Origin of the sequence: Polynucleobacter sp. AP-Reno-20A-A9 (genome assembly GCF_018882085.1) — a bacterium.
GTDB lineage: Bacteria > Pseudomonadota > Gammaproteobacteria > Burkholderiales > Burkholderiaceae > Polynucleobacter.
Map to the genome: position 1 here is coordinate 1 of NZ_JACVPB010000013.1, position 21071 is coordinate 21071.

At 47.3% G+C, this 21071-nt stretch carries 17 protein-coding genes and 1 tRNA gene; 9 read left to right on the forward strand and 9 right to left on the reverse strand.

Annotated features, from left to right (window positions below):
* Positions 1 to 131: 131 nt before the first annotated feature.
* Positions 132 to 266, forward strand: coding sequence for an NUMOD3 domain-containing DNA-binding protein (locus ICN39_RS09640; RefSeq protein ID WP_216233822.1), 135 nt, complete (start codon positions 132 to 134; stop codon positions 264 to 266).
* Between the two features lie 123 nt (positions 267 to 389).
* Here the strand turns inward: ICN39_RS09640 and ICN39_RS09645 are convergent.
* The 3 genes from ICN39_RS09645 to tsaE form a co-directional block, all read right to left on the reverse strand.
* Positions 390 to 465, reverse strand: a tRNA-Lys gene (locus ICN39_RS09645).
* Between the two features lie 86 nt (positions 466 to 551).
* Positions 552 to 1898, reverse strand: coding sequence for an N-acetylmuramoyl-L-alanine amidase (locus ICN39_RS09650; RefSeq protein ID WP_216233823.1), 1347 nt, complete (start codon positions 1896 to 1898; stop codon positions 552 to 554).
* A 14-nt stretch (positions 1899 to 1912) separates the two neighbouring features.
* Positions 1913 to 2452 (reverse strand): tRNA (adenosine(37)-N6)-threonylcarbamoyltransferase complex ATPase subunit type 1 TsaE, encoded by a 540-nt coding sequence (gene tsaE, locus ICN39_RS09655; RefSeq protein ID WP_216233824.1) that lies wholly within the window; start codon positions 2450 to 2452, stop codon positions 1913 to 1915.
* 43 nt (positions 2453 to 2495) lie between these two features.
* Between tsaE and queG the strand changes: the two genes are divergently transcribed.
* The 3 genes from queG to ICN39_RS09670 are packed head-to-tail and all read left to right on the forward strand — an operon-like array spanning position 2496 to position 4753.
* The gene (gene queG / locus ICN39_RS09660) at positions 2496 to 3605 is read left to right on the forward strand and encodes a tRNA epoxyqueuosine(34) reductase QueG (RefSeq protein ID WP_216233825.1); all 1110 of its coding nucleotides are present in this window, start codon (positions 2496 to 2498) and stop codon (positions 3603 to 3605) included.
* 3 nt (positions 3606 to 3608) lie between these two features.
* The gene (locus tag ICN39_RS09665; protein ID WP_216233826.1) at positions 3609 to 4394 is read left to right on the forward strand and encodes an AzlC family ABC transporter permease; all 786 of its coding nucleotides are present in this window, start codon (positions 3609 to 3611) and stop codon (positions 4392 to 4394) included.
* Positions 4391 to 4753 (forward strand): AzlD domain-containing protein, encoded by a 363-nt coding sequence (locus tag ICN39_RS09670; RefSeq protein ID WP_255532435.1) that lies wholly within the window; start codon positions 4391 to 4393, stop codon positions 4751 to 4753. Before ICN39_RS09665 ends, ICN39_RS09670 begins: the two co-directional genes overlap by 4 nt.
* A gap of 34 nt (positions 4754 to 4787) precedes the next feature.
* Here the strand turns inward: ICN39_RS09670 and ICN39_RS09675 are convergent, their stop codons facing one another.
* Positions 4788 to 7865, reverse strand: a complete 3078-nt coding sequence (locus tag ICN39_RS09675; protein WP_216233827.1) for an FAD-binding and (Fe-S)-binding domain-containing protein — start codon at positions 7863 to 7865, stop codon at positions 4788 to 4790.
* Positions 7862 to 8548 carry a GntR family transcriptional regulator gene (locus tag ICN39_RS09680; RefSeq protein WP_216233828.1) on the reverse strand — a complete coding sequence of 229 codons (687 nt, stop codon included), beginning with the start codon at positions 8546 to 8548 and terminating at the stop codon, positions 7862 to 7864. The genes ICN39_RS09675 and ICN39_RS09680 overlap by 4 nt, the downstream gene beginning before the upstream one ends.
* Before the next feature lie 224 nt (positions 8549 to 8772).
* Here ICN39_RS09680 and ICN39_RS09685 point away from each other — a divergent pair, with 224 nt between their 5' ends.
* The 3 genes from ICN39_RS09685 to ICN39_RS09695 all read left to right on the forward strand — a co-directional run bounded on the left by ICN39_RS09685 (position 8773) and on the right by ICN39_RS09695 (position 11987).
* The gene (locus ICN39_RS09685) at positions 8773 to 9957 is read left to right on the forward strand and encodes an alanine--glyoxylate aminotransferase family protein (protein ID WP_216233829.1); all 1185 of its coding nucleotides are present in this window, start codon (positions 8773 to 8775) and stop codon (positions 9955 to 9957) included.
* Positions 9958 to 10091: 134 nt separating this feature from the next.
* Positions 10092 to 10499 carry a heme-binding protein gene (locus ICN39_RS09690; protein WP_216233830.1) on the forward strand — a complete coding sequence of 136 codons (408 nt, stop codon included), beginning with the start codon at positions 10092 to 10094 and terminating at the stop codon, positions 10497 to 10499.
* Between the two features lie 6 nt (positions 10500 to 10505).
* Positions 10506 to 11987 carry a DEAD/DEAH box helicase gene (locus tag ICN39_RS09695; protein ID WP_216233831.1) on the forward strand — a complete coding sequence of 494 codons (1482 nt, stop codon included), beginning with the start codon at positions 10506 to 10508 and terminating at the stop codon, positions 11985 to 11987.
* Here ICN39_RS09695 and gluQRS read toward each other — a convergent pair whose 3' ends face one another.
* The gene (gene gluQRS, locus ICN39_RS09700; RefSeq protein ID WP_370623728.1) at positions 11988 to 12926 is read right to left on the reverse strand and encodes a tRNA glutamyl-Q(34) synthetase GluQRS; all 939 of its coding nucleotides are present in this window, start codon (positions 12924 to 12926) and stop codon (positions 11988 to 11990) included.
* A gap of 15 nt (positions 12927 to 12941) precedes the next feature.
* On the opposite strand from gluQRS, the gene dnaE reads away from it, so the two are divergent.
* Entirely contained in the window at positions 12942 to 16559 is a 3618-nt protein-coding gene (gene dnaE / locus ICN39_RS09705) for a DNA polymerase III subunit alpha (RefSeq protein ID WP_216233833.1), read from the forward strand.
* Positions 16560 to 16587: 28 nt separating this feature from the next.
* Here dnaE and ICN39_RS09710 read toward each other — a convergent pair whose 3' ends face one another.
* From ICN39_RS09710 to ICN39_RS09720, 3 genes are read right to left on the reverse strand one after another with little or no spacing between them, the layout of a single operon-like run.
* Entirely contained in the window at positions 16588 to 17745 is a 1158-nt protein-coding gene (locus ICN39_RS09710) for a glycosyltransferase family 9 protein (RefSeq protein WP_216233834.1), read from the reverse strand.
* Positions 17746 to 17759: 14 nt separating this feature from the next.
* Positions 17760 to 18539, reverse strand: a complete 780-nt coding sequence (locus ICN39_RS09715) for a glycosyltransferase family 2 protein (RefSeq protein WP_216233835.1) — start codon at positions 18537 to 18539, stop codon at positions 17760 to 17762.
* On the reverse strand, positions 18536 to 19297 hold the full coding sequence (locus ICN39_RS09720) for a glycosyltransferase family 2 protein (protein WP_216233836.1): 762 nt from the start codon (positions 19295 to 19297) through the stop codon (positions 18536 to 18538). Before ICN39_RS09720 ends, ICN39_RS09715 begins: the two co-directional genes overlap by 4 nt.
* 10 nt (positions 19298 to 19307) lie before the next feature.
* Between ICN39_RS09720 and msbA the strand changes: the two genes are divergently transcribed.
* A complete protein-coding gene (gene msbA, locus ICN39_RS09725; protein WP_216233837.1) occupies positions 19308 to 21071 on the forward strand; it encodes a lipid A export permease/ATP-binding protein MsbA in 1764 nt (587 codons plus the stop codon).

The window sequence follows — 21071 nt, forward strand, 5'->3', positions numbered from 1 at the left end:
GGATGTATAAATACAATCATCAACGTCCAAACATGGCATTGGGCGGCATTACCCCGAAACAGCGACTGGCCATGGTTGCTTAATTAACTCTACTTCTAGGTTCGGTTAAATAAGGGGGGATTACCATCGGTATGACAGGAAGAAAGCACTCTCCTGAGACGCTTGAGAAAATGAGGGCAAAAGCCTTGGGTAGGAAACAAAGTCCCGAGAGTATTGCAAAAATTTCTATGACTAAAAAGCTGGCTGCGGCCACTAAGAAAGAGTGAGGTTAGCTTCATTAACCTTTCTTTTTACTAAATATAGCCTCGCAATCAATACATAGCCAATACATTACATTCCAAAAGAAAAAAGGCTCCAAAAGCGTTTTGCCTTTGAAGCCTTGTACATCTTGGTGGGTCGGGCGAGATTCGAACTCGCGACCAACGGATTAAAAGTCCGCTGCTCTACCGACTGAGCTACCGACCCAGTTAAGCCATAAATTATAGCAAGAAGTTTGTAGGCCTCCCCTTGGTTTGTAGGGGCCACCCCTCAAGCCTTGTAACTACAAGATCCTAGGAGTTGACCCGTCTGGCGACCGGTGGATTTTTGGAAAAATAGTCCTTAATTCCCTTCAAAATAGCCTCTGCAATCCGATCCTGGTAGCCGTCATCATTCAATCGGGCTTCTTCCTGGGGGTTGCTAATAAATGCGGTCTCAACGAGGATGGAAGGGATATCTGGCGCTTTAAGCACTGCAAAGCTGGCTTGCTCTACTTTGCCCTTGTGCAGAGGTGCAAATCCACCAATTTGTTTGAGAATCGAGTTACCTACCTGTAAGGAGTCCTTAATCTGAGCGGTAGTCGACATATCCAATAGTAGGTTGGCGACTTGCCTGTCCTGCGTCTTGATATTAATGCCGCCAATGAGGTCGGAAGCATTTTCTTTATTAGCCATCCATCTTGCTGCCGTACTACTGGCACCCATTTGCGAGAGTGCAAATACAGAAGCTCCTTTAGCATTTCTTTCAATAAAGGCATCAGCATGGATTGATACAAATAAATCCGCTTCTACACGTCTAGCTTTTTGCACTCTGACGTGAAGTGGCACAAAGTAATCGCCATCTCTGGTTAAGAAAGGGCGCATATAGGCTTCGCCCTCAATCTTGTCTTTCAGCCTCTTTGCAATAGCGAGCACGACATTCTTTTCTCGTGAGCCTGCAGCGCCAATAGCACCAGGATCTTCACCGCCATGGCCAGGATCAATCGCAATCGTAATTAAGCGCTTGTATTTAGCGGGCTCAGGAAGTGGTTTGTTATCTGGAATCGCTTGTGCCACTGGTGCCGCCGGAGTCTTGGCTAGCTCTTTTTCTTTCTTGGTGGCGAACTGCGCAATCAGATCTACCTCTTCATTAGATTTTTCAAGAGCGCTTTCTTTCTTGGCGCTACTTCTAACCAAAGCCATCAATGGATCTGGTGGTGTAGTGGGGTAGAGGTCAAATACCATACGGTAGTTGTACTCACCAATGGGATCCAAGGTAAAGAGTTGTGGCTTGATCGGTTCTTTTAAGTCAAAAACCAAACGCACAATGCCTGGCTGAAATTGCCCCACTCGAACTTGAGAGATGTAGGGATCGTTCGGCTTTACTTTAGCTACCAAATCTTTAAGCGTGGGATTGAGCTCCAATCCTTGCACATCCACTACTAAACGATCAGGGTTCGTCAAAATCTGTTGGGTAATCGGTAGCGGTGTATCGGATTCCAGGGTAACGCGGGTGTAGTCCTCAGAGGGCCAGACGCGCACACCTAGGATCTTTGCTCCCCAAGCAATATCAATCTCAGTCAGAAGCAGTGCAAAGCTCAAGAACTTTACTGAAGTCTTGAGATGCTGCCTTCTAAAGAGGTTGGTTTTCTTAGTACTCATCTATTGATTGCGTATCACCTTGGTTGAAGCTCTTGTAGTACGCTTGCTCCAGATTGACTGAAAGCATTGAGCTTAATACTGCGCTCATTTTCATCTGTTCCTGCAGTTAACTGAATCTGAATATCAAATACAGGCAGAGATCCTTCTGCTTTTTCTGGCCACTCAATTAAGCAAATACCAGGAACATCAAAATGTTCTGCAAATCCTGCCTCTTGCCATTCCAGGGGATCGCGCATGCGATACAAATCAAAGTGGTGAACAGTGATTGCTTGCTCATTTAGCTGAAGTGGATAGGGTTCGCACAAGGTGTATGTAGGACTCTTTACCTTGCCGTCATGACCTAGCGCCTGAATGAGGTATCTCGCAAAGGTTGTTTTGCCAGCGCCAAGATCGCCTTCTAGGGAAATATTGAGGTGCGCGCCTGACTGCTTAGTCAGAAAGTGCCCAAAACTGGCGGCCAGCTGCTTAGCTAGAGAGGCGGTATCGGCTTCCTGCCTACAATAGAGATCAATTGCAGTGAGCGGTATTGCTTTGGTTGCCTGTGTTTGAGCCATTCCCCTAGTTTATTCAATTATTGCGCTACATTCAGTATTCCATATGTCTTTATCTGTCAAACCTCAGTCTTTAGATGAGTCCAATCTGCGCGATTGGCTTGGGGCCCAAGCTGTGGCATTGGGGTTTGATGGCTTACGCATTACCGATACCCATTTAGGGCCTGCAACAGAGCGTTTGCAGGAATGGCTGGCCGATGGTCGTCATGGTCATATGGAGTACATGCAGCGCCATGCCGAATTACTTTCCGATCCCGAGCTACTGGTACCCGGTACGGTGCGAGTGATTTGTGTGTCTATGAACTACCTCCCACTCAAAACCGATTTTGATGCAGAGTGGCAGAGGCTAGAGGATCCTACCCAAGCAGTTGTCTCAATGTATGCCCGCGGACGCGACTATCACAAAGTATTACGTAATCGCTTGCAAGAATTTGCCGGGCTCATCGAAGAGCGCATTGGGAAGTTGGGTTATCGCGTATTCACAGACTCTGCGCCCTTGATGGAAGTCGAGCTAGCTCGCAAGGCAGGTTTAGGTTGGCGTGGCAAACACACGCTTTTACTCAATCGAGAATCTGGCTCTACTTTTTTCTTGGGCGAGATCTTGGTAGATGTCCCGTTACCAATAGACCAAGAGATCGAAGAGCATTGCGGCACCTGCACCTCTTGTATTGATGTATGCCCTACTCAAGCCATTACTGCGCCATATCAATTGGATGCACGACGTTGCATCTCTTATCTCACCATTGAAAATCCAGAAGCCATACCGGTTGAATTTAGAAGGGCTATGGGTAATCGCGTGTATGGCTGTGATGATTGCCAACTCATTTGCCCTTGGAACAAATTTGCCAAGCGTACTGAGTTACCAGACTTTGCACAGCGTCATGGTTTAGGGCAGGCATCGCTTTTACATCTGTGGTCTTGGACCGAGGCCGAGTTTGGGCAGCGCCATGAAGGTAGCGCCATTCGTAGAATTGGCTATAGCCGCTGGCGTCGCAATATAGCGGTAGCGATGGGCAATGCGCTTGCAAATCCTGATGTTGCTGAGCTTGATAAGTCAGCAATACGCTTGGCATTAACCGAGGCACTTACTGGTGCCGATGCTTTGGTGGCTGAACATATTGAATGGGCTCTAGCTTCCTACAAGGCTTACAATTAATCCATGTCATCTGCAGACCAGCCCTATATTGATCCTAGTGAAATCGCGCTAGAGGAGTCTGCAGCAGAGCGCTTTAAAAACCCCAGCGATGCTTTTTGGTCTGGCATTCGGGATGCCGCAGGCGCTCCTGCGATGGTGCTCTTTGCTGGCATGGTTGGCTTTGGGGCAATGGGTAAAACCAACGGCTTTGATGTTTGGTTCACTACTTTCACATCATTCTTTATGTTCGCCTTGCCAGGACAGGTGGTCTTGCTCGAGATGGCCATTACTGGCTCATCAGTTGTTGCCATTGCATTGGCGGTGACACTCACTTCTACACGCTTTATCACTATGACGGTGACACTCTTTCCGCAGTTTCATCAAAAAGATCGTAATCGTAGTCTCTATGCCTCAGTCCATTTGCTAGCAATGACAGCATGGGCGATCTCGATGCGCGAGTTTCATGCAATTGAGGTGAAGCATCGCCTCAGTTATTTTGTTGGTTTGGGATTGCTGTGCTGGTTGATCTCCATTCCGGGAACCATTCTGGGTTTTTACTTGGCCGGTATGGTGCCACCTGCAGTGACCTTAGGCTTAGTCTTTATTAATCCCTTGTTTTTCTTGCTGACGTTTACTGAAGTAAAGCCTTGGATTAATCGGATTGCTCTTTTATTGGGCTGTATCTTTGGCCCGATTTTCTTTGTCATTGATCGCGATACCAGTTTGTTAACTGCAGGATTAGTCTCCGGAACAATTGCTTACTTTATTGATCGTAAGTTCTTGCGCAAGAAAACGGGGGTAGTTGGATGATGGACACGATCAACACTATGACCAATGCGCTCTCTGGGTGGGGGTTATGGATTGCCTTAGTAGGCGCTTGCCTTGGCACTTATTTCTGTCGTGCGATTGGTGTGCTGCTATCGCAAAGCATTAACCAAGATAGCGAGATCTTTCGTTGGTTGGCTGCCGTCACTTACGCAATGGTTGCTGCTTTAACGATTCGTTTGATTGTGATGCCCTTAGGTCTAATGGCAACAGTTCCCTTGTGGATCCGTATTCTGATCTGCGTCTTATCTATCGGTGTGATGATCTCTAAGCCCACCAAGCGTTTAGTTCCAGCTTTATTGACTGGAACTTTGCTCATGGTGGGTTACGGCGTAATTCGTTAAACAAAAATACGCCGCCCCATCCTCTTTTTTGCTCTTATAGATGCGCCGCTAAAATTCTGGCGATATGCACGGCTTCTCGTTGCGTGCCATCGGCAATCTGATGGCGACAACTCGTACCATCGGCAACCACCCAACTATCTGGCGACTTCCGAATACTTGGCAAAAGACTTGCTTCCGCCATTTGCTTAGACACTTCTATATGCTCGGCTTCATAGCCAAAGCTACCGGCCATACCGCAGCAAGAAGACTCAATTAGCTTGGGCTCTGCATTCGGGATTAGCTTGAGTAATTCCATGGCAGGGGTAACCGCAGCAAATGACTTCTGATGGCAGTGTCCATGAAACAGGACTGACTTTTCAGCTGCTTTTAGATTCAACTTAAGCTTGCCTGCTTTTGCTTCGCTGGCCAAGAATTCTTCCAGTAACTGCGCTTGCTTAGAAACGCTCACAGCACGATCGCCAAAGCCCATTACTAAGGCCTCATCCTTCAAGGTAAAGAGGCAAGAAGGCTCTAAACCAATAATCGGAATGTTCTTGTCGGCATAAGGTGCAAGGTGATCAACTAGCTCACCGAGAGTTTCCTTGGCCTTATCAACCATGCCTGCAGCTAAATAGGTTCTGCCACAGCAAAACTCTTTAGAGCAGCCGCTTCCAGTGTTATCTGGTTGTTTTGTAGTGTTGGTTTGACTCTTATGCGGAATATGAACCCGATAGCCTGCAGCATTCAGAACCTTTAATGCGGCTTGGAGATTTTCATCTTCAAAGTAGGCATTAAAGGTATCTGCCAAAAGGACAATACCTTTACCATCGGTATTGATCGCTAATTGCTCGGGTGTGTACTGATGGGAGTTAGCTGCTTTCTGGTTCCAGAAGTTCTTGCTTTTCCAAATCGGCAAACTTCTTTGCGCAGAAATGCCCATGAACCACTCTTGTAGTGTTGCAATCGGCTTAATGTGATTGCGTACGTTTAGTAGAGCTGGTAAGAGTGGAATGGCGCTAATGGTGCTGGCGTATTTAGGTAAATAAGCAACTGCCAAATCTCGCAAAGAGTGACCTACACGCTTCTTATAGGCAGAGAGGAACTCAATCTTCATCTTGGCCATGTCCACGCCAGTAGGGCATTCACGGCGGCAGGCTTTACAGCTCACGCAAAGTTCCATTACTTCTTTAATGGCATCGCTACCGAGTGGCGACGTCTGATCTTTGATATCTAATTGATTTGACAGTGCAAGACGCAGGGTATTGGCTCTGCCACGAGTCAGATGCTTCTCATCACGTGTGACACGATAGCTAGGACACATCACCTCAGCATCAAACTTACGGCAGTGACCATTGTTATTGCACATCTCGACTGCTTTCGCTAAACCCATTGCTGGATCGCCACCAGTGCCAGGTGCGGTAGTTGCTTCAGTCACCGGATCGTTTTGTACGTTCCAAGCGGACCAATCTAATGCAGGCTGTAGTGGAATGACCTTATAGCTCGGCGGAAATCTAAAGTTGCTTGCGTCATCCATTCTAGGGGGATCAATGATCTTGCCTGGATTAAATAATCCTTTAGGATCAAAGGCGTATTTAATTTCTGCGAGGGCTTCAGTGATCTTTGGGCCAAACTGCCAAGAGATCCACTCACCACGGCATAGGCCGTCGCCATGCTCACCGCTATAGGCACCTTTATATTTACGAACCAAGGCAGATGCCTCCTCTGCAACCGCCCGCATTTTTTGAGCGCCATCTCTGCGCATATCCAAAATAGGGCGCACGTGCAAAGTACCAACAGAAGCATGGGCATACCAAGTGCCACGTGAACCATATTTAGAAAACACATCCGTTAAAGCCTGGGTGTATTCAGCCAAGCTTTCTAGTGGAACGGCGCAGTCTTCAATAAAGCTTACCGGCTTGCCATCACCCTTAAGACTCATCATGATGTTTAGGCCAGCTTTACGCACTTCCCATAAATTCTTTTGCAGGGATGCATCAGGCATCGGGACTACTGATCCTGGCAAGCCTAAATCACTCATCAGCTCTTGTAAGGCCTTGAGCTTCTCAAGCAACGGTGCATGAGACTCACCAGAAAACTCTACCAATAAGATTGCCTCAGGAGTCTGTGCTGTGTGATCAATTAAGGCGGTCTCGATTGTTTTCTTAAAGCTAGGATTACTGCGCGCTAAATCAATCATGGTGCGATCGACTAACTCAACAGCGGTAGGGCCAAGCTTCACAATGTGTTGTGCGCTATCCATTGCTTTATAGAAGCTAGCAAAGTTCACAATGCCCAGGACCTTGTGTTGGGGCAAAGGCGCAAGTTTGAGCTTGAGTGATTTAAAGTAGCCTAAAGTACCTTCACTGCCTACCAACAGGTGGGCTAGATTTACGCTGCCGTCTTGGGTGTAGGGCAAATCACTCTGTGGATGAAAAATATCGAGGTTATATCCCGCTACACGTCTTAACACCTTCGGAAAGCATGCTTCGATTTCTGGTTGGAGAGTGGTGGCTAGGTTTTTAACAAAATCACCCAGCTGCTTTGCGGCACCAGTGCTGCTTGCGTAATCACCGAAGTTGGCAATTCTGCCATCTGCTAGCCAAGCATCAGTCCCTAAAACGTTGTGCACCATATTGCCGTAAGCAATCGAGCGGCTGCCACAGGAGTTATTACCTGCCATACCGCCAATGGTTGCTTGCCCAGCAGTGGAAACATCGACCGGATACCAAAGACCATGTTGTTTCAGTGAACCATTAAGGTGATCGAGCACGATGCCAGGCTCAACTTCAACATAGCCTTTATCCAGATTGAGATCTAAAACATTTCTGAAGTATTTGGTGTTATCGATCACCAAAGCTGCACCAGTTGTTTGACCACACTGACTAGTGCCACCTCCACGCGGCAGAACAGGAACACCCATCTCTGCTGCAATCTGAATAGCGCTAGCAATGTCTTGCGCAGTCTTTGGTACAAAAACTGCAACAGGCATCGCTTGATAGATGGAGGCATCAGTCGCATAACGTCCGCGACTCGCGCTATCGGTCATGACTTCACCAGAGGTCTCCTGGCGCAGACGTTTAGCGAGTGCAGCCTGATCAATCATGAGTTCTTTAAGGTCTAAGGGCTTATTCATGATTTAGTGGTTTCTAGCGTGGATTCGGATTGAAGTAATTGAGCAACCACATCGCGTTTGTTTCTGACGTGCTGGATCATAATTTTTCTCATGCGGACACTGTCCCTTGCTTTGAGTGCATCGAGCATCTCTTGATGCTCTTCTACAGCCTTCTCCCACTTAACGCCATCCTGATTGGAGCGAAAGCGTAATGCTTCAATGCGCGCATTCACTTGGGTAAAGAGTTTTGATAAAACAGGATTGTTGGCCGCTTGATTAATCAGATGATGAATGCGCAAATTGAGTTTGTAGTAACCAGATAAATCACGACGCGCATAAGAGGCCATCATTTCATATTGAAGGGCTTCTAATTCAGAAAGGGTGGCATTGCTAATATTGTTGGCTGCCAATTCCCCTGAGAATCCTTCGAGGTCTGCAATTACATCAAACGTATTTAATACATCCGCAAGACTGAGTTGCACTGCTATAGCACCGCGATTGGTAATCAACTCAACCAGGCCTTCAGCAGCCAAGCGACGAATCGCCTCCCGAATGGGGGTGCGGGATACATGAAGACTCTCAGCTAATTCACGTTCATTGAGTTTGCTGCCGGGGGCAATCTTGCCCTCAACCAAGAGGGATCTTAGTTTCTCGAAAGTTGCTTCATGCAAGTTTTGGGAATTTGGCTGTTCTAGCACTGTCATGGATCAAGCCTTGGCTATTAGTTATGTCGCTAGCTTATTAATTTGTATACAAAAGTAAGAATAAACCATCTTTTCTCATAAATACAGCCTTTAAATGCCTTATATAGGCTTTATTTAGTATTTAATTGCAAATAGTTTGTATACAAAATGGAAATTTTCCAAAAATTGTCATACACTAGCGGCAGAAATAACTACCTATAAACACTTTAAAAATGAGACAAAGCATGTTGAAACTTGATAACCACGCATCAGGACGCCATTTTTTACACATACCTGGCCCAAGTCCTGTGCCTCCACGCGTACTGCGCGCCATTAGCTACCAAACCATTGATCATCGCGGCCCAGAGTTCGGTGCATTCGGTCTAAAGGTATTGGATGGCATTAAGAAGATTTTTAAAACGGAGCAGCCGGTCATTATTTATTCCGCATCCGGAACCGGTTCTTGGGAAGGTGCCCTGGTCAATGTTCTCAATCCTGGCGACAAAGTATTGTTCTATGAAACTGGTCAGTTTGCCAACTTGTGGCGCGCACTTGGTAAGCGTCTTGGTTTAGATGTTGAGGTAGTTGGTAAGTCAGGTCAAGATTCTTGGCGTTGGGGTGTAGATGCAGCTGTGATTGAAGAGCGTTTACGTAAAGACACTGGCCATGAGATCAAAGCTGTTTGTGTAGTGCACAACGAAACTTCAACCGGTGTTACTTCAAACATTGCAAACGTTCGTAAAGCGATTGATTCCTTAAAGCATCCAGCCTTATTGTTCGTGGATAGCGTATCTGGCTTGGGTTCGGCGGACTATGAGCATGACAAGTGGGGCGCGGATGTCACTATCTCTGGCTCACAAAAAGGTTTGATGTTGCCTCCTGGTATTGGCTTTAATGCTTTGTCGCCACGCGCAATTGAGGTGAGTAAAAATAACAAAATGTATAAAGCATATTGGGCTTGGGACGAAATTCTCGAATCCAATAAAACGGGTTACTGGCCAACTACGCCAAGCACCAATCTCATGTACGGATTGCATGAAGCGATGGACATGATGATGGCTGAGGGATTGGATACGATCTTTGCGCGTCATCAACGTTTAGCTGCAGCATGTCGTGAAGCAGTGAAGGCTTGGGGTCTGGAGATTCAGTGTCAAGACGAAGATTGCTATTCACCAGTGCTTACTTGTATTGCAACACCAGAGGGTATGGATGCGGATGTATTGCGTAAACACGCTTTAGAGAAATTCAATCTCTCCTTGGGAACTGGTTTGGGCAAGATCAAAGGTAAGGCCTTCCGCATCGGCCATTTGGGCGATTGCAATGAGCTAAGCCTGATGGCGGCTTTAAGTGGGGTGGAGATGAGTCTGGGTTCTATGGGTTTCAAACCTAAGGCCAGTGGAGTCGTTGCAGCCCAAGAGTTCCTTAAATAAGAAGTACTTAGAGCAAATTAGGGCGGGTGGAGCTAGATTCCTCAGGTTTAATCTGGCTACACCCCTTATAATTCAAGTACTTATATAGAAGTGCATGAAACAAATACACCATATTCGAGACAGAAAGATTAAACATGACCGCTACTAAACCTTACCTCACTCAAGCTGATGTTCAAAAGATTTTGAATGCAGCCGATCAACACGCTGCTAAAAATAATTGGGCAGTAACGATTGCCGTTTGTGATGATGGCGGTCATATGCTGGGCTTGATTCGTCGTGATGGTTGCGCTCCTGTGTCTGCATACATTGCTCAAGAAAAGGCACGTACTGCTGCAATGGGTAAACGCGAAAGCCGTGTTTACGAAGAAATTATTAATAACGGCCGCATCTCTTTCTTATCTGCTCCACATATTTCGGGCATGTTGGAGGGTGGCGTTAATATCGATGTAAATGGGTTTACTATCGGCGCAGTCGGCGTTTCCGGCGTTAAATCGACCGAGGATGCTGAAACCGCTAAGGCCGGCATTGCGGCCATCCTGTAAGTTACCTTGACAAATACTGCTACTGAAATAAATTCTTCTACAGGGGTTAGCGACACCGCTACCCCTAGCGTTACTGACACTGCTAGTGCTGCTACTGCCCCTGCGGCAACAATCACTTTTGCTGACTTTGGTTTAGATCCGAAAATTCAAAAAGCGGTTCTTGAGCAGGGTTACACCATCCCTACTCCGATTCAGGCGCAATCCATTCCGCATGTATTAGCGGGTAGCGACTTGATGGGCGCAGCACAAACCGGCACCGGTAAGACGGCCGCCTTTGTATTGCCAATCATTCAAAAGATTTTGCGTCACGCTAGCAACAGTGCATCGCCAGCGCGTCATCCTATTCGCGCACTGGTTCTGACTCCAACTCGTGAGTTGGCAGTGCAGGTGGCCGAGAATGCCGCTAGTTACTCAAAACATACTGATTTACGCGCCGCCGTTGTATATGGTGGCGTAGATATGAAAGAGCAAGTAGGAATTTTGCGCAATGGCGTAGAGATCCTGATTGCTACTCCAGGACGCTTGCTCGACCACATTGGTTCCAAAGTTGCAAACCTCTCACAGGTGGAGATTTTGGTTCTGGACGAAGCCGATCGTATGCTCGACATGGGTTTCTTGCCTGACTTGCAGCGCATCATTGATTTAATTCCTGCCCAAAGACAGACATTACTTTTCTCTGCAACGTTCTCCCCAGAAATTAAGAAGCTGGCACAAAGTTATTTGCGTACCCCGGTAACTGTTGAAGTGGCACGTCAAAATGCTGCTGCTGATACCGTGAAGCAAGTGGTACACATGGTTTCTTCTGCAGATAAGCAACGTGCCATTGTCAAAGTTTTAGAAGCACGTACCCGTGCTGGTTTGTCACGTCAATGCATTATTTTTACCAATAGCCGTTTAGGCTGTGCAAAGTTGTCTCGCGCCTTAGAGCGCGATGGTATTAAAGCGGGCGCGATTCATGGAGACAAGAGCCAGGGTGAGCGTACCTTAACTTTAGATGCATTTAAATCTGGCGCAATTGAAGCCTTGGTTGCAACCGATGTAGCTGCTCGTGGTTTAGATATTCCTGATATGCCTTGTGTGATTAATCACGAACTGCCTTACAACGCGGAAGACTTTATTCACCGTATTGGTCGTACAGGTCGTGCTGGTAGCAAAGGTGATGCGATTGCCTTGGTAGATGCCAGTGAAAAGCGATTGCTTGACGATATCGAAAAGTTGATGAAGCGTAAGTTAGATGTGCAGCCTTTGCCAGAAGGTGCGCCCTCACAAAGTCGTCCTTCATCTAGTAGCTATGGCAGCTCTGGCAGTTCTAGAAGTTCTTACAGCGCACCAGCGAAAATGTCAGACCCTTTCTTCTACAAACCTTATGAGCCGTCTGCACCCGCAGCATCTACTGCAGACGCTAGCAAGCCAGAAGAGAAGAAGGCAGGTATTACGCCTGCTAAACCTGCTGTTGGTGCTTTACTCGGCGGGTTTAAGAAAAAATAATCAACTTCGCCATGCATGAGTGGCTGCCAATAGCCACTCTGCAATAGTGACATTCTCGCCATCAGGCAAATTCTGCAGTCCCAAATGTGTTGCCGCTTTACGCAACTCTAATAGCGAGTGCCTCTCATCTTGTGTATTGATTTGCGTTGCTAAAGTTTGCTTGCTGAGTTTTTCACCATGTTCATCCAGCACCAGAGGTAAGTGCAGATATTCTGGTCGCCTGTATCCTAAAACTTCTTGTAGATAAATTTGTCTTGCTGTGTTGCTGAGCAAATCCTCGCCACGAACAATGTGAGTGATGTTCTGCTCGGCATCGTCGACTACTACAGCTAGCTGATAAGTAAATAGGCCATCACTTCTGCGCAAGACAAAATCACCCACTGCCGTATTGAGATTTTGGCTTTGAGAGCCCAGGGCTAAGTCCTTAAATTCAATATGACAATTTTTGGGAAGGGCAATTCGCCAGGCCCGCTGTAATTCCCCGAAAGATTCTGGGGAATTGCTGATTAAAGTGGCAGGACGGCAGGTGCCGGGATAGACCATCTCTTGGTTGCGAGGGGTCTCTATTCCAAGTTTGGCTAGGGTATTGGCAATGGTTTGTCTTGAGCATGAGCAGGAATACAGGCATTGGAGCGCATTTAAGCGCTCTAAAGCCCTCTGATAAGCTTCCTGGCGTTGAGATTGGTGAATGATCCCCTCATCCCAAGAAAGGCCGCAGGCGAGCAATTGAGCCTGAATTTGCCCGGTTGCCTCAGGGATGCACCTTGGAGCATCTAAATCCTCGATCCTGAGGAGCCATTTACCTCCGTTTTTACGGGCATCTAGCCAGCTTCCTAAGGCTGTAGCCAGCGATCCGGCATGCAGCGGTCCGGTAGGGGAAGGGGCAAATCGCCCGCGATAGCCGCCGGCTGGGGGTGGAGGGTTTTTAAGTGTCGACACAGCTAAAATCATCTCATGGCTTCACCCCGTTTTGTACATCTCCGCGTCCATTCCGAGTTTTCGATTACGGATGGAGTCGTGCGCATTGATGATGCGGTAGCTGCCGCCGTCAAAGATGAGATGGGCGCGTTAGCAATTACGGATTTAAGTAATTTATTTGGCTTGGTGCGGTTCTATACTGCCGCCCGTTCTAGTGGGATTAAGCCCATTGCCGGAGCGGATGTTTGGGTGAGCAACCCCCAGGATCCAGATCAGCCTCATCGCTTATTGCTTTTGGTGCAAAACCATTCTGGTTATCTCAATTTATGTGAGTTGCTCAGTAGAGCGTCTCTAGACAATCAATCCCGTGGTCGCGCTGAAGTTGATTCCGCTTGGTTTAGTGAGCCTGCTGCTAAAGCAGAAGACAAAGCTGCGAAGCGCACGCTGACTTATGGCTTGATTGCACTTTCTGGAGCACGCATGGGTGAAGTCGGCATCGCTCTATTGGGTGGGCAAGACGATCATGCCAAGATTGTTGCCGGACGCTACGAAAAACTCTTTCCGAAGTCTTTCTATATCGAGGTCCAACGCGGCGGCAATCCTCAAGATGAAAGACAACTCCAGCTGGCTTGCCATCTTGCCAGTGATCTAGATCTGCCAGTAGTGGCAACGCATCCTGTGCAGTTTATGCAGAAGAGCGATTTCACGGCGCATGAGGCCCGTGTTTGTATCGCTGAGGGTGAGTTGCTAGGCAATCCACGTCGCGCTAAAAAGTTTAATGACGAGCAGTATTTCTTGACCCAAGAGGAAATGGAAAAGCGTTTCGCTGATTTGCCCGTAGCATTGGCAAACTCGGTTGAAATTGCCAAGCGCTGCAATCTCTCATTGGTGTTGGGTCAACCCCGTTTACCGGATTTCCCAACGCCTCCTGGTATTACGCTCGACGATTATTTATTGCAGCAATCAGAAATTGGTTTGAAGCGCCACATGGAGCGCAATTTCCCAGATGCGGCAGAGCGCGAAAAAGAGATGGCGCGCTATCACGAGCGATTGGTCTTTGAAGTCAAGACGATTGCGCAAATGGGTTTCCCAGGCTACTTCCTCATCGTGGCAGACTTTATTAACTGGGCTAAGAACAATGGTGTGCCTGTAGGCCCTGGTCGTGGATCTGGTGCGGGCTCTTTAGTGGCGTACTCACTCGGTATTACCGATTTGGATCCGCTGCGCTACAACTTACTCTTTGAGCGCTTCCTTAATCCAGAGCGGGTATCGATGCCCGACTTTGATATCGATTTTTGCCAACATGGTCGTGACCGTGTGATTCAGTACGTAAAAGATAAGTACGGAAAAGATGCGGTAAGTCAGATTGCCACCTTCGGAACGATGGCTGCTAGAGCGGCGATTCGTGACGTGGGGCGCGTTTTAGAGCAAGGCTATAACTTCGTAGACGGTATCGCTAAGCTAGTCCCGAATAAGCCTGGTCAGTACATGACCATTGAGATGGCTAAGAAGGAAGAGAAGCAATTAGCGGAACGCGAAAAGAATGAAGATGAAGTGCGTCAATTGCTTTCTTTGGCGCAACAGTTGGAGGGTATGACCCGTAACGTCGGTATGCATGCCGGTGGCGTATTGATTGCCCCAGGGCGCCTGACTGATTTTTGTCCGCTCTACACCCAAGAAAGCAAAGATCAAGATAGTAGCTCCGTCATTAGTCAATTTGATAAAGATGACGTAGAGGCGATTGGCTTGGTGAAGTTCGACTTCTTGGGCTTGACTACCTTAACTATTTTGGCAGCAGCAGAGCGTTGGATTAAAGCCTTGCACGCTGATCGCAAAGATTGGAATATTGGCGAAATTGCTCTCGATGATGAAAAAGCATTTGATGTTCTGAAGCGCGCTAATACCGTTGCGGTGTTCCAGCTAGAAAGCCGTGGCATGCAAGGCATGCTACGTGAAGCTAAGCCTGACCGCTTTGAAGACATTATTGCTTTGGTAGCCCTGTATCGTCCGGGCCCAATGGACTTGATCCCAGACTTCATTGAGCGTAAACATGGTCGCCAAAAAGTAGAGTACCCAGATCCTCGTATTGAGCCCGTTTTACAAGAAACCTACGGCATCATGGTGTACCAAGAGCAGGTGATGCAAATGGCGCAGATGATTGGCGGCTACTCATTGGGTGGCGCCGACATGTTACGTCGTGCGATGGGTAAGAAAAAGCCAGAAGAGATGGCCCAGCATCGCAAGATTTTTAGTGATGGCGCAAAAGCGGGTGGTATTACAGAGTCAAAAGCAAACGAGATTTATGACTTGATGGAACGTTTTGCAGGTTACGGATTTAATAAGTCCCACGCTGCTGCATACGCACTCTTGGCTTATCAAACTGCATGGCTCAAAGCGTATTACCCCGCTGAATTTATGGCGGCCAACTTATCGCTTGCAATGGATGACACCGATAAGGTGAAGATTCTGTATGACGATTGCTCAGCGAATAACATTCGCGTGTTTTCTCCAGATATCAATACCGGTGTTTATGAGTTCACCCCATTGCGCGCACCTGATGCTGCTCCTGATTCCCCAATTAGCCATGTTCGTTATGGCTTGGGTGCTGTGCGCGGAACCGGTGAGGCGGCAATTGAGTCTATCGTGAAGGAACGTGAAACTGGTGGACCATTTAAAGATTTATTTGATTTCTGCGCACGGGTAGATCGTAGACAAGTCAATCGCCGCGCGATTGAAGCGCTGATGCGTGCTGGTGCGTTTGATAGCCTGTATCGTGACTCCGTTCCTGCAGGTGGAAACTTATATGACATTCGCTCCACCTTGCTGGCATCGTTAGCAAGAGCGATTGAGGCTGCTGAGCAAGCAGAGGCATCGATTCACCAGGTGAGCTTGTTTGAGGTGGCCGGGGAAGAGGATCGCCATCTCCCAGAGTTAGTGCGCGAGCCTATTTGGTCTGAGAAGAAGCGACTGCAAGAAGAGAAGACTTCTTTAGGCCTTTGCTTAACGGGTCATATGTTCGACGCCTATCGTGACGAGACTTCTCACTTTATTCGTCAGCCATTATCTAAAGTAACGGAAGGCAAGGATCAGCTTATTGCCGGCATCATTACTTCAGCGCGGATGCTGACTGGTCAACGTGGTCGCATGATGATTGCAACTATCGATGATGGCTCTGCGGCTCTCGAAGTGACCTTGTATAGCGAAGTTTATGAGCCGAATCGTTCCTGGTTAAAAGAAGATGAGCTCTTGGTCGCGAAGGTCAATGTGACACCCGATAAGTTCTCAGGCGGCATGCGTATTGTGTCTGAGGCGGTAATGGATATCACGGGTGCGCGTATGCGTTTTGCCCGCAATGTGCATGTTTGTATTGATAATGCAATTGACATCAAGATGCTTCGCAGCCAAATTAATCCTTACCTGATGGCCAATCGTGTGCGCGATCCTAAGTTGGGTGCATCTGCTCCCGCTGCGCCGGGATCGAATGAGGGTATGAAGGGTTTAATGCTGACCGCTGCTGTTACTACCAGTGGTGGTGCCTGCTTAATGCAGTTCCCAGAAGAGTTGCGCATCTATCCTGATGATGCCTGCCTGCATGGTCTAAATCAAATCTTAGCTTCTAAGCAAAAAGACCCTGTACAGATTCAGTATCTCTAAGTACGGTATTGCAGCATTGACCGTTGCTTTAGTTCGGCAATGCTTTCTGAATCGCCTCAATGACTTGCTTGGGTTCTAGTAAGTCCAGGCACTCGCTATAACTATCGGCTTTATCTAAGCATCCTGCTTTACGGCATGGCACGCATTCACCAGGACCCTGCAGGATAGTGACATTACCAACGGTTTGGGTGCGAGCACGCAATTGATATGGCTGTTCACCAATAAAACCATTGGGCCATGGGCCAAAGTTCGTTGGTGGGGTTGCGCCAAAGAGAGTGATGGTTGGGGTATTGCATGCTGCTGCTAAGTGGGTGATTGAAGTATCAACCCCAATATACAAAGCACCACCACGAATCAAGGTGCCAGCTTGAGGAATCGATAATTTGCCAGCTGCATTAATCACTTTTTTCTTGGTTTCTTCATCCAATAAAGAAATAATGTCGTGATTGAGTTGCACATCTTGCTTAGCAGGTGAAGCACTCAATACCACCTGGAAGTTCTGCTTGACGAGCCAGGTAATGAGCTCTTGCCAATACCCTAGGGGCCAACGTTTATAGGCCGTCAGTGGTCCTGGGTGCACCACGACGTATGGCTGTTTAAGTTCGTTTGTAATAACCGGAGTTAAAGGCTCTCCAGCAGGTGGAGTAACTGATATCGGTTTGGAAAATAATTCAGAAGGGTTTTTAAAGAAGGCCTCTAGCAGGCGGAGCTTTTCAGTAATGACATGCTGCTGAAAGTAGTCAACATCCACTGTGTGCATGCAGATGAATTTCTTCCAAGCATTTTGCTTTTCGCTCTTACTTCTTTTCTGGTGATCTTGCGCATCTTTGCCTTGAGGGTGGCCACCTAGTACACCGACTCTTCTAAAAGCAGCCACAAGACCATAGAGGTAGGCGCGATCGCTGGGTTGTGTAACAACGGCTAAGTCATAGCGTTGAAACAGGCGATTGAAGAGGGTGAGGTATTCACCAAACCCTGGTCGATCAGAAGTTTCAATCACTTCACTAATATCGGGATTGCCATGGAGCATCTCTAACTTGCCGCGATACCCTAAGAAATGAAACTCCGCATCAGGCCAAAGCTCTCTAGCTTTACTAATTAGGGGCGTGGTTACCAAGACATCGCCAATTTGCCTCGTGGCAATGAATAAAACCTTTTTAGGTTTAAGTGTGGAGTAGGTAGTCATAGCAACAGGAGTACTCAAAGCGCCTTGGCCAAGATCTTCTCGCGAACACGTCGAGCATTCTCGGCAGCATTGCTTTGATCGTGGATCTGATGAAAGAGATGAAGTACCTCAGTAGACCATGAGCCTGACTTACGGCGGATGTGATGATGTTGTAAGCGGAAGATAAAATCTGCATCCTCATGACCCCAGCCTGTCATGGTTTCATCGAAGCCGTTGATGGCTTCAGCATCGGCCTTCCAGCAAGCCATATTGCAACCCTTGATACGGCGCCAAACAAATTTTTTGTAATCACGCCAAGACCCATTACCCAGTTTTATCTTGAGGGGCCAGTATTTATTAATGTCTCCACGAATACGCTTGCTCATAAGGTTTGAGCAAAAGCGCTCAAAACTCCATTTAGGCCAAGTAAGTAATTCAGTGGTGAGGCTGTCATTGAGTAGGACTCTGCTACCAGTCACTAAATAACCCTTTTGTGCCAGCGCACGATGCCGCGCCACAAAGTCTGGCTGGACGATGCAGTCACCATCCAGAAAAACTAGATAGTCGCCATGGGCTGCTGCAATTGCTTTATTTAAGATCTTGGTTTTTTGAAAACCTCGGTCTTCTTGCCAAAGATGGGTGATAGAGGCTGGGTGTGAACCTTTAATGGATTCAATGAGATGTTTTGTGCTCTCGGTAGAGCCATCATCAGCAATGATGATTTCAAAGTTCTGATCGGTTTGGGTAGCTAGAGATTCTAGACACAGCTTGAGCGCTTGTGGCCAGTTATACGTAGCCAGCAAAATCGAAATCATTTACCGGCTTCCTGATTCAGATGCCACAACTTGATATAGCGGTAGTAAGTTCCCTGGCCATTGGATACGGCCAATGCAAATCCTTGAGGGCCGTCTAAGAATCCTGCACGCAAAACATAGGTCCGGAAAAATGCCCAAACTCCATGTAGAACTGCCTTAAGAGGGCTGCTAGTTTTACCTCTAGCAAAGGCTTGCTCTGCAGAGGCGGAGGAATAACGATCGAGCTTTTGGAGTACTTGAGAGTAATTCATGAAGCTGTAATGCAACATTGGATTTTCTAACTTAGCCACTGGGCCATTTGGAACGAGGCGTTCATGAACCAAATCATCTGAGAAGCGGGCGGTGCCTCGTTTAAATAAACGATCGACATAATCAGGGCTCCAGCCAGAGTGGCGGATAAAGCGTCCGCAATACCAAGACAGCCTTGGGATGGCAAAGCAATCTACATGGGCGCTATGGTGAATCGCCGTCAGAATTTCTGACTTTAGGGCTGGGGTCAGCCTTTCATCGGCATCTAAAGAGAGGACCCATTCGCTGGTAGCTAGATCTAGGGCGCGGTTCTTCTGGGGCCCAAAACCGGGCCAATCAGACGGCTGAGCTATCGTTGCCCCATGGTTTTTAGCTATTTCAAGGGTGCGGTCAGAGCTATTGGTATCGACAACTACGATCTGCTGGGCGATCCCCTCCAGGGAGGCCAGGCAATCGTCCAAATTGGCCTCTTCATTGCGGGTGATGAGTATGACTGATAAGGTGGGCATAATTCATTATATGAATGCTCAAGACCGTACCGCCCTAAATCGCTTAATTACCTATCTCAAACCCCATATTGGCCTGATTGTTGGGTCCTTATTGGCCATGGCTGTAGTTGCCGCCGCCGAGACCTCAATCCCCGCCTTAATGAAGCCTTTGCTAGACAGAGGCTTTACTGGGCAGCTCAATAGCAAACTCTGGCAGGTGCCTGTTTTCTTGGTGGGTTTGGCTTTGGTTCGGAGTTTGGCTCAATTTCTCTCGAACTATTTACTCACCAGGGTGATTAACTCCGTACTTTTAAAGTTACGTACGCAAATGTTTCAAACCCTTTTGAACGCTAGCACTACTTTTTTTCAAAAGAACTCGGCATCGACTTTAATCAATGGCGTAGTGTTTGAGGTAAATAATGTTCTTTCTGTAATGGGTGGAATGTTAATTAGCTTAGTGCGTGATTCTTTAACGGTAGTTGGATTGATGGGCTACCTGATATATCTGAACTGGCAATTAACATTAGTCGTCTTAATTATTTTCCCCGTGATTGCTTACATCATGAGCAAAATTAATCGACGCTTAAGAGCTCTAAATAGAGAGCAGCAAACTTTAGTGAGTGAGTTGGCATATATCGTTGAAGAATCTGCGGCTGGTTACAAGATTGTTAAGGTGCATGGTGCTCAAGATTATGAGATGAACCGCTTTATGCTAAAAGCAGAACGTCTACGCCAATTTGCCTTGAAGTCAGCTGTTACTGGCGGCTTAAATCAGCCAATTACTCAGTTAATAGCTTCTATGGCTTTATCTGTTGTGCTGGTCATTGCTTTGATGCAATCTACCACCGAAGGTACCACTGTCGGTGGATTTGCTGCTTTTATTACAGCAATGATGTTGGTGATCTCCCCTTTAAAGCATTTAGCCGACATTAATCAACCTTTGCAGCGTGGCCTTACTGCTGCAGAGATGATTTTTGGATTGATGGATCAGCCTTTTGAGGAGGATGAAGATCGCAAGCAAGATATGAGGTCACTTGACAAGGCAAAAGGCGCGATTCGTTTTGATAATGTTGGATTCTCTTATCAGCAAGAAGCTGGACGGCAAGATGCTCTTAGTAATGTCAATCTCAATATTAAGCCTGGAGAAGTGGTTGCTTTTGTAGGGCCTTCTGGTGGCGGTAAGTCGACCCTGGTCAATTTATTACCTCGATTCTTCAAGCCCACTAGTGGCCATATTTACTTGGACGATATTCCGCTGGAAGATATTGTGCTGGCAGATGTGCGTCGACAAATCGCATTTGTGAGCCAAGACGTCATTCTTTTTAATGACACCATTGCTGCCAATGTGGCATACGGTGCGAATGGTCAAGATGGAGTCGATCGCGGCCGCGTGATCGAGGCATTAGAGGCCGCCAATCTGAGCGCTCTCATCAAGGAGCTACCAGAGGGTATTGATTCTATGGTGGGAGACAACGGCAATCGCTTATCTGGTGGGCAACGCCAGCGATTGGCTATTGCACGCGCCATCTATAAAGATGCACCAATTCTGATTCTGGATGAAGCCACATCAGCCTTAGATTCTGAGTCTGAGCGTCAGGTTCAGGAAGCGCTCGATACCTTAATGGCCAATAGAACGACCTTGGTGATTGCACACCGTTTATCTACTATTGAACACGCCGATAGGATTGTGGTTCTGGAGCATGGCAAGATTGTCGAGAATGGTTCTCACGAAGATTTGATTGAGCATGATGGTTTGTATGCGAATTTACATCGCATCCAATTCTCGAACGCTTAA

Bases quoted from the DNA above. Each gene is read 5' to 3' on its own strand.
- ICN39_RS09665 (WP_216233826.1), top strand. From the start codon at position 3,609: ATGTCATCTGCAGACCAGCCCTATATTGATCCTAGTGAAATCGCGCTA.
- ICN39_RS09715 (WP_216233835.1), bottom strand. From the start codon at position 18,539: ATGATTTCGATTTTGCTGGCTACGTATAACTGGCCACAAGCGCTCAAG.
- ICN39_RS09720 (WP_216233836.1), bottom strand. From the start codon at position 19,297: ATGCCCACCTTATCAGTCATACTCATCACCCGCAATGAAGAGGCCAAT.
- ICN39_RS09670 (WP_255532435.1), top strand. From the start codon at position 4,391: ATGATGGACACGATCAACACTATGACCAATGCGCTCTCTGGGTGGGGG.
- ICN39_RS09685 (WP_216233829.1), top strand. From the start codon at position 8,773: ATGTTGAAACTTGATAACCACGCATCAGGACGCCATTTTTTACACATA.
- dnaE (WP_216233833.1), top strand. From the start codon at position 12,942: ATGGCTTCACCCCGTTTTGTACATCTCCGCGTCCATTCCGAGTTTTCG.
- msbA (WP_216233837.1), top strand. From the start codon at position 19,308: ATGAATGCTCAAGACCGTACCGCCCTAAATCGCTTAATTACCTATCTC.
- ICN39_RS09710 (WP_216233834.1), bottom strand. From the start codon at position 17,745: ATGACTACCTACTCCACACTTAAACCTAAAAAGGTTTTATTCATTGCC.
- ICN39_RS09690 (WP_216233830.1), top strand. From the start codon at position 10,092: ATGACCGCTACTAAACCTTACCTCACTCAAGCTGATGTTCAAAAGATT.
- queG (WP_216233825.1), top strand. From the start codon at position 2,496: ATGTCTTTATCTGTCAAACCTCAGTCTTTAGATGAGTCCAATCTGCGC.
- ICN39_RS09675 (WP_216233827.1), bottom strand. From the start codon at position 7,865: ATGAATAAGCCCTTAGACCTTAAAGAACTCATGATTGATCAGGCTGCA.
- ICN39_RS09680 (WP_216233828.1), bottom strand. From the start codon at position 8,548: ATGACAGTGCTAGAACAGCCAAATTCCCAAAACTTGCATGAAGCAACT.
- ICN39_RS09650 (WP_216233823.1), bottom strand. From the start codon at position 1,898: ATGAGTACTAAGAAAACCAACCTCTTTAGAAGGCAGCATCTCAAGACT.
- ICN39_RS09640 (WP_216233822.1), top strand. From the start codon at position 132: ATGACAGGAAGAAAGCACTCTCCTGAGACGCTTGAGAAAATGAGGGCA.
- tsaE (WP_216233824.1), bottom strand. From the start codon at position 2,452: ATGGCTCAAACACAGGCAACCAAAGCAATACCGCTCACTGCAATTGAT.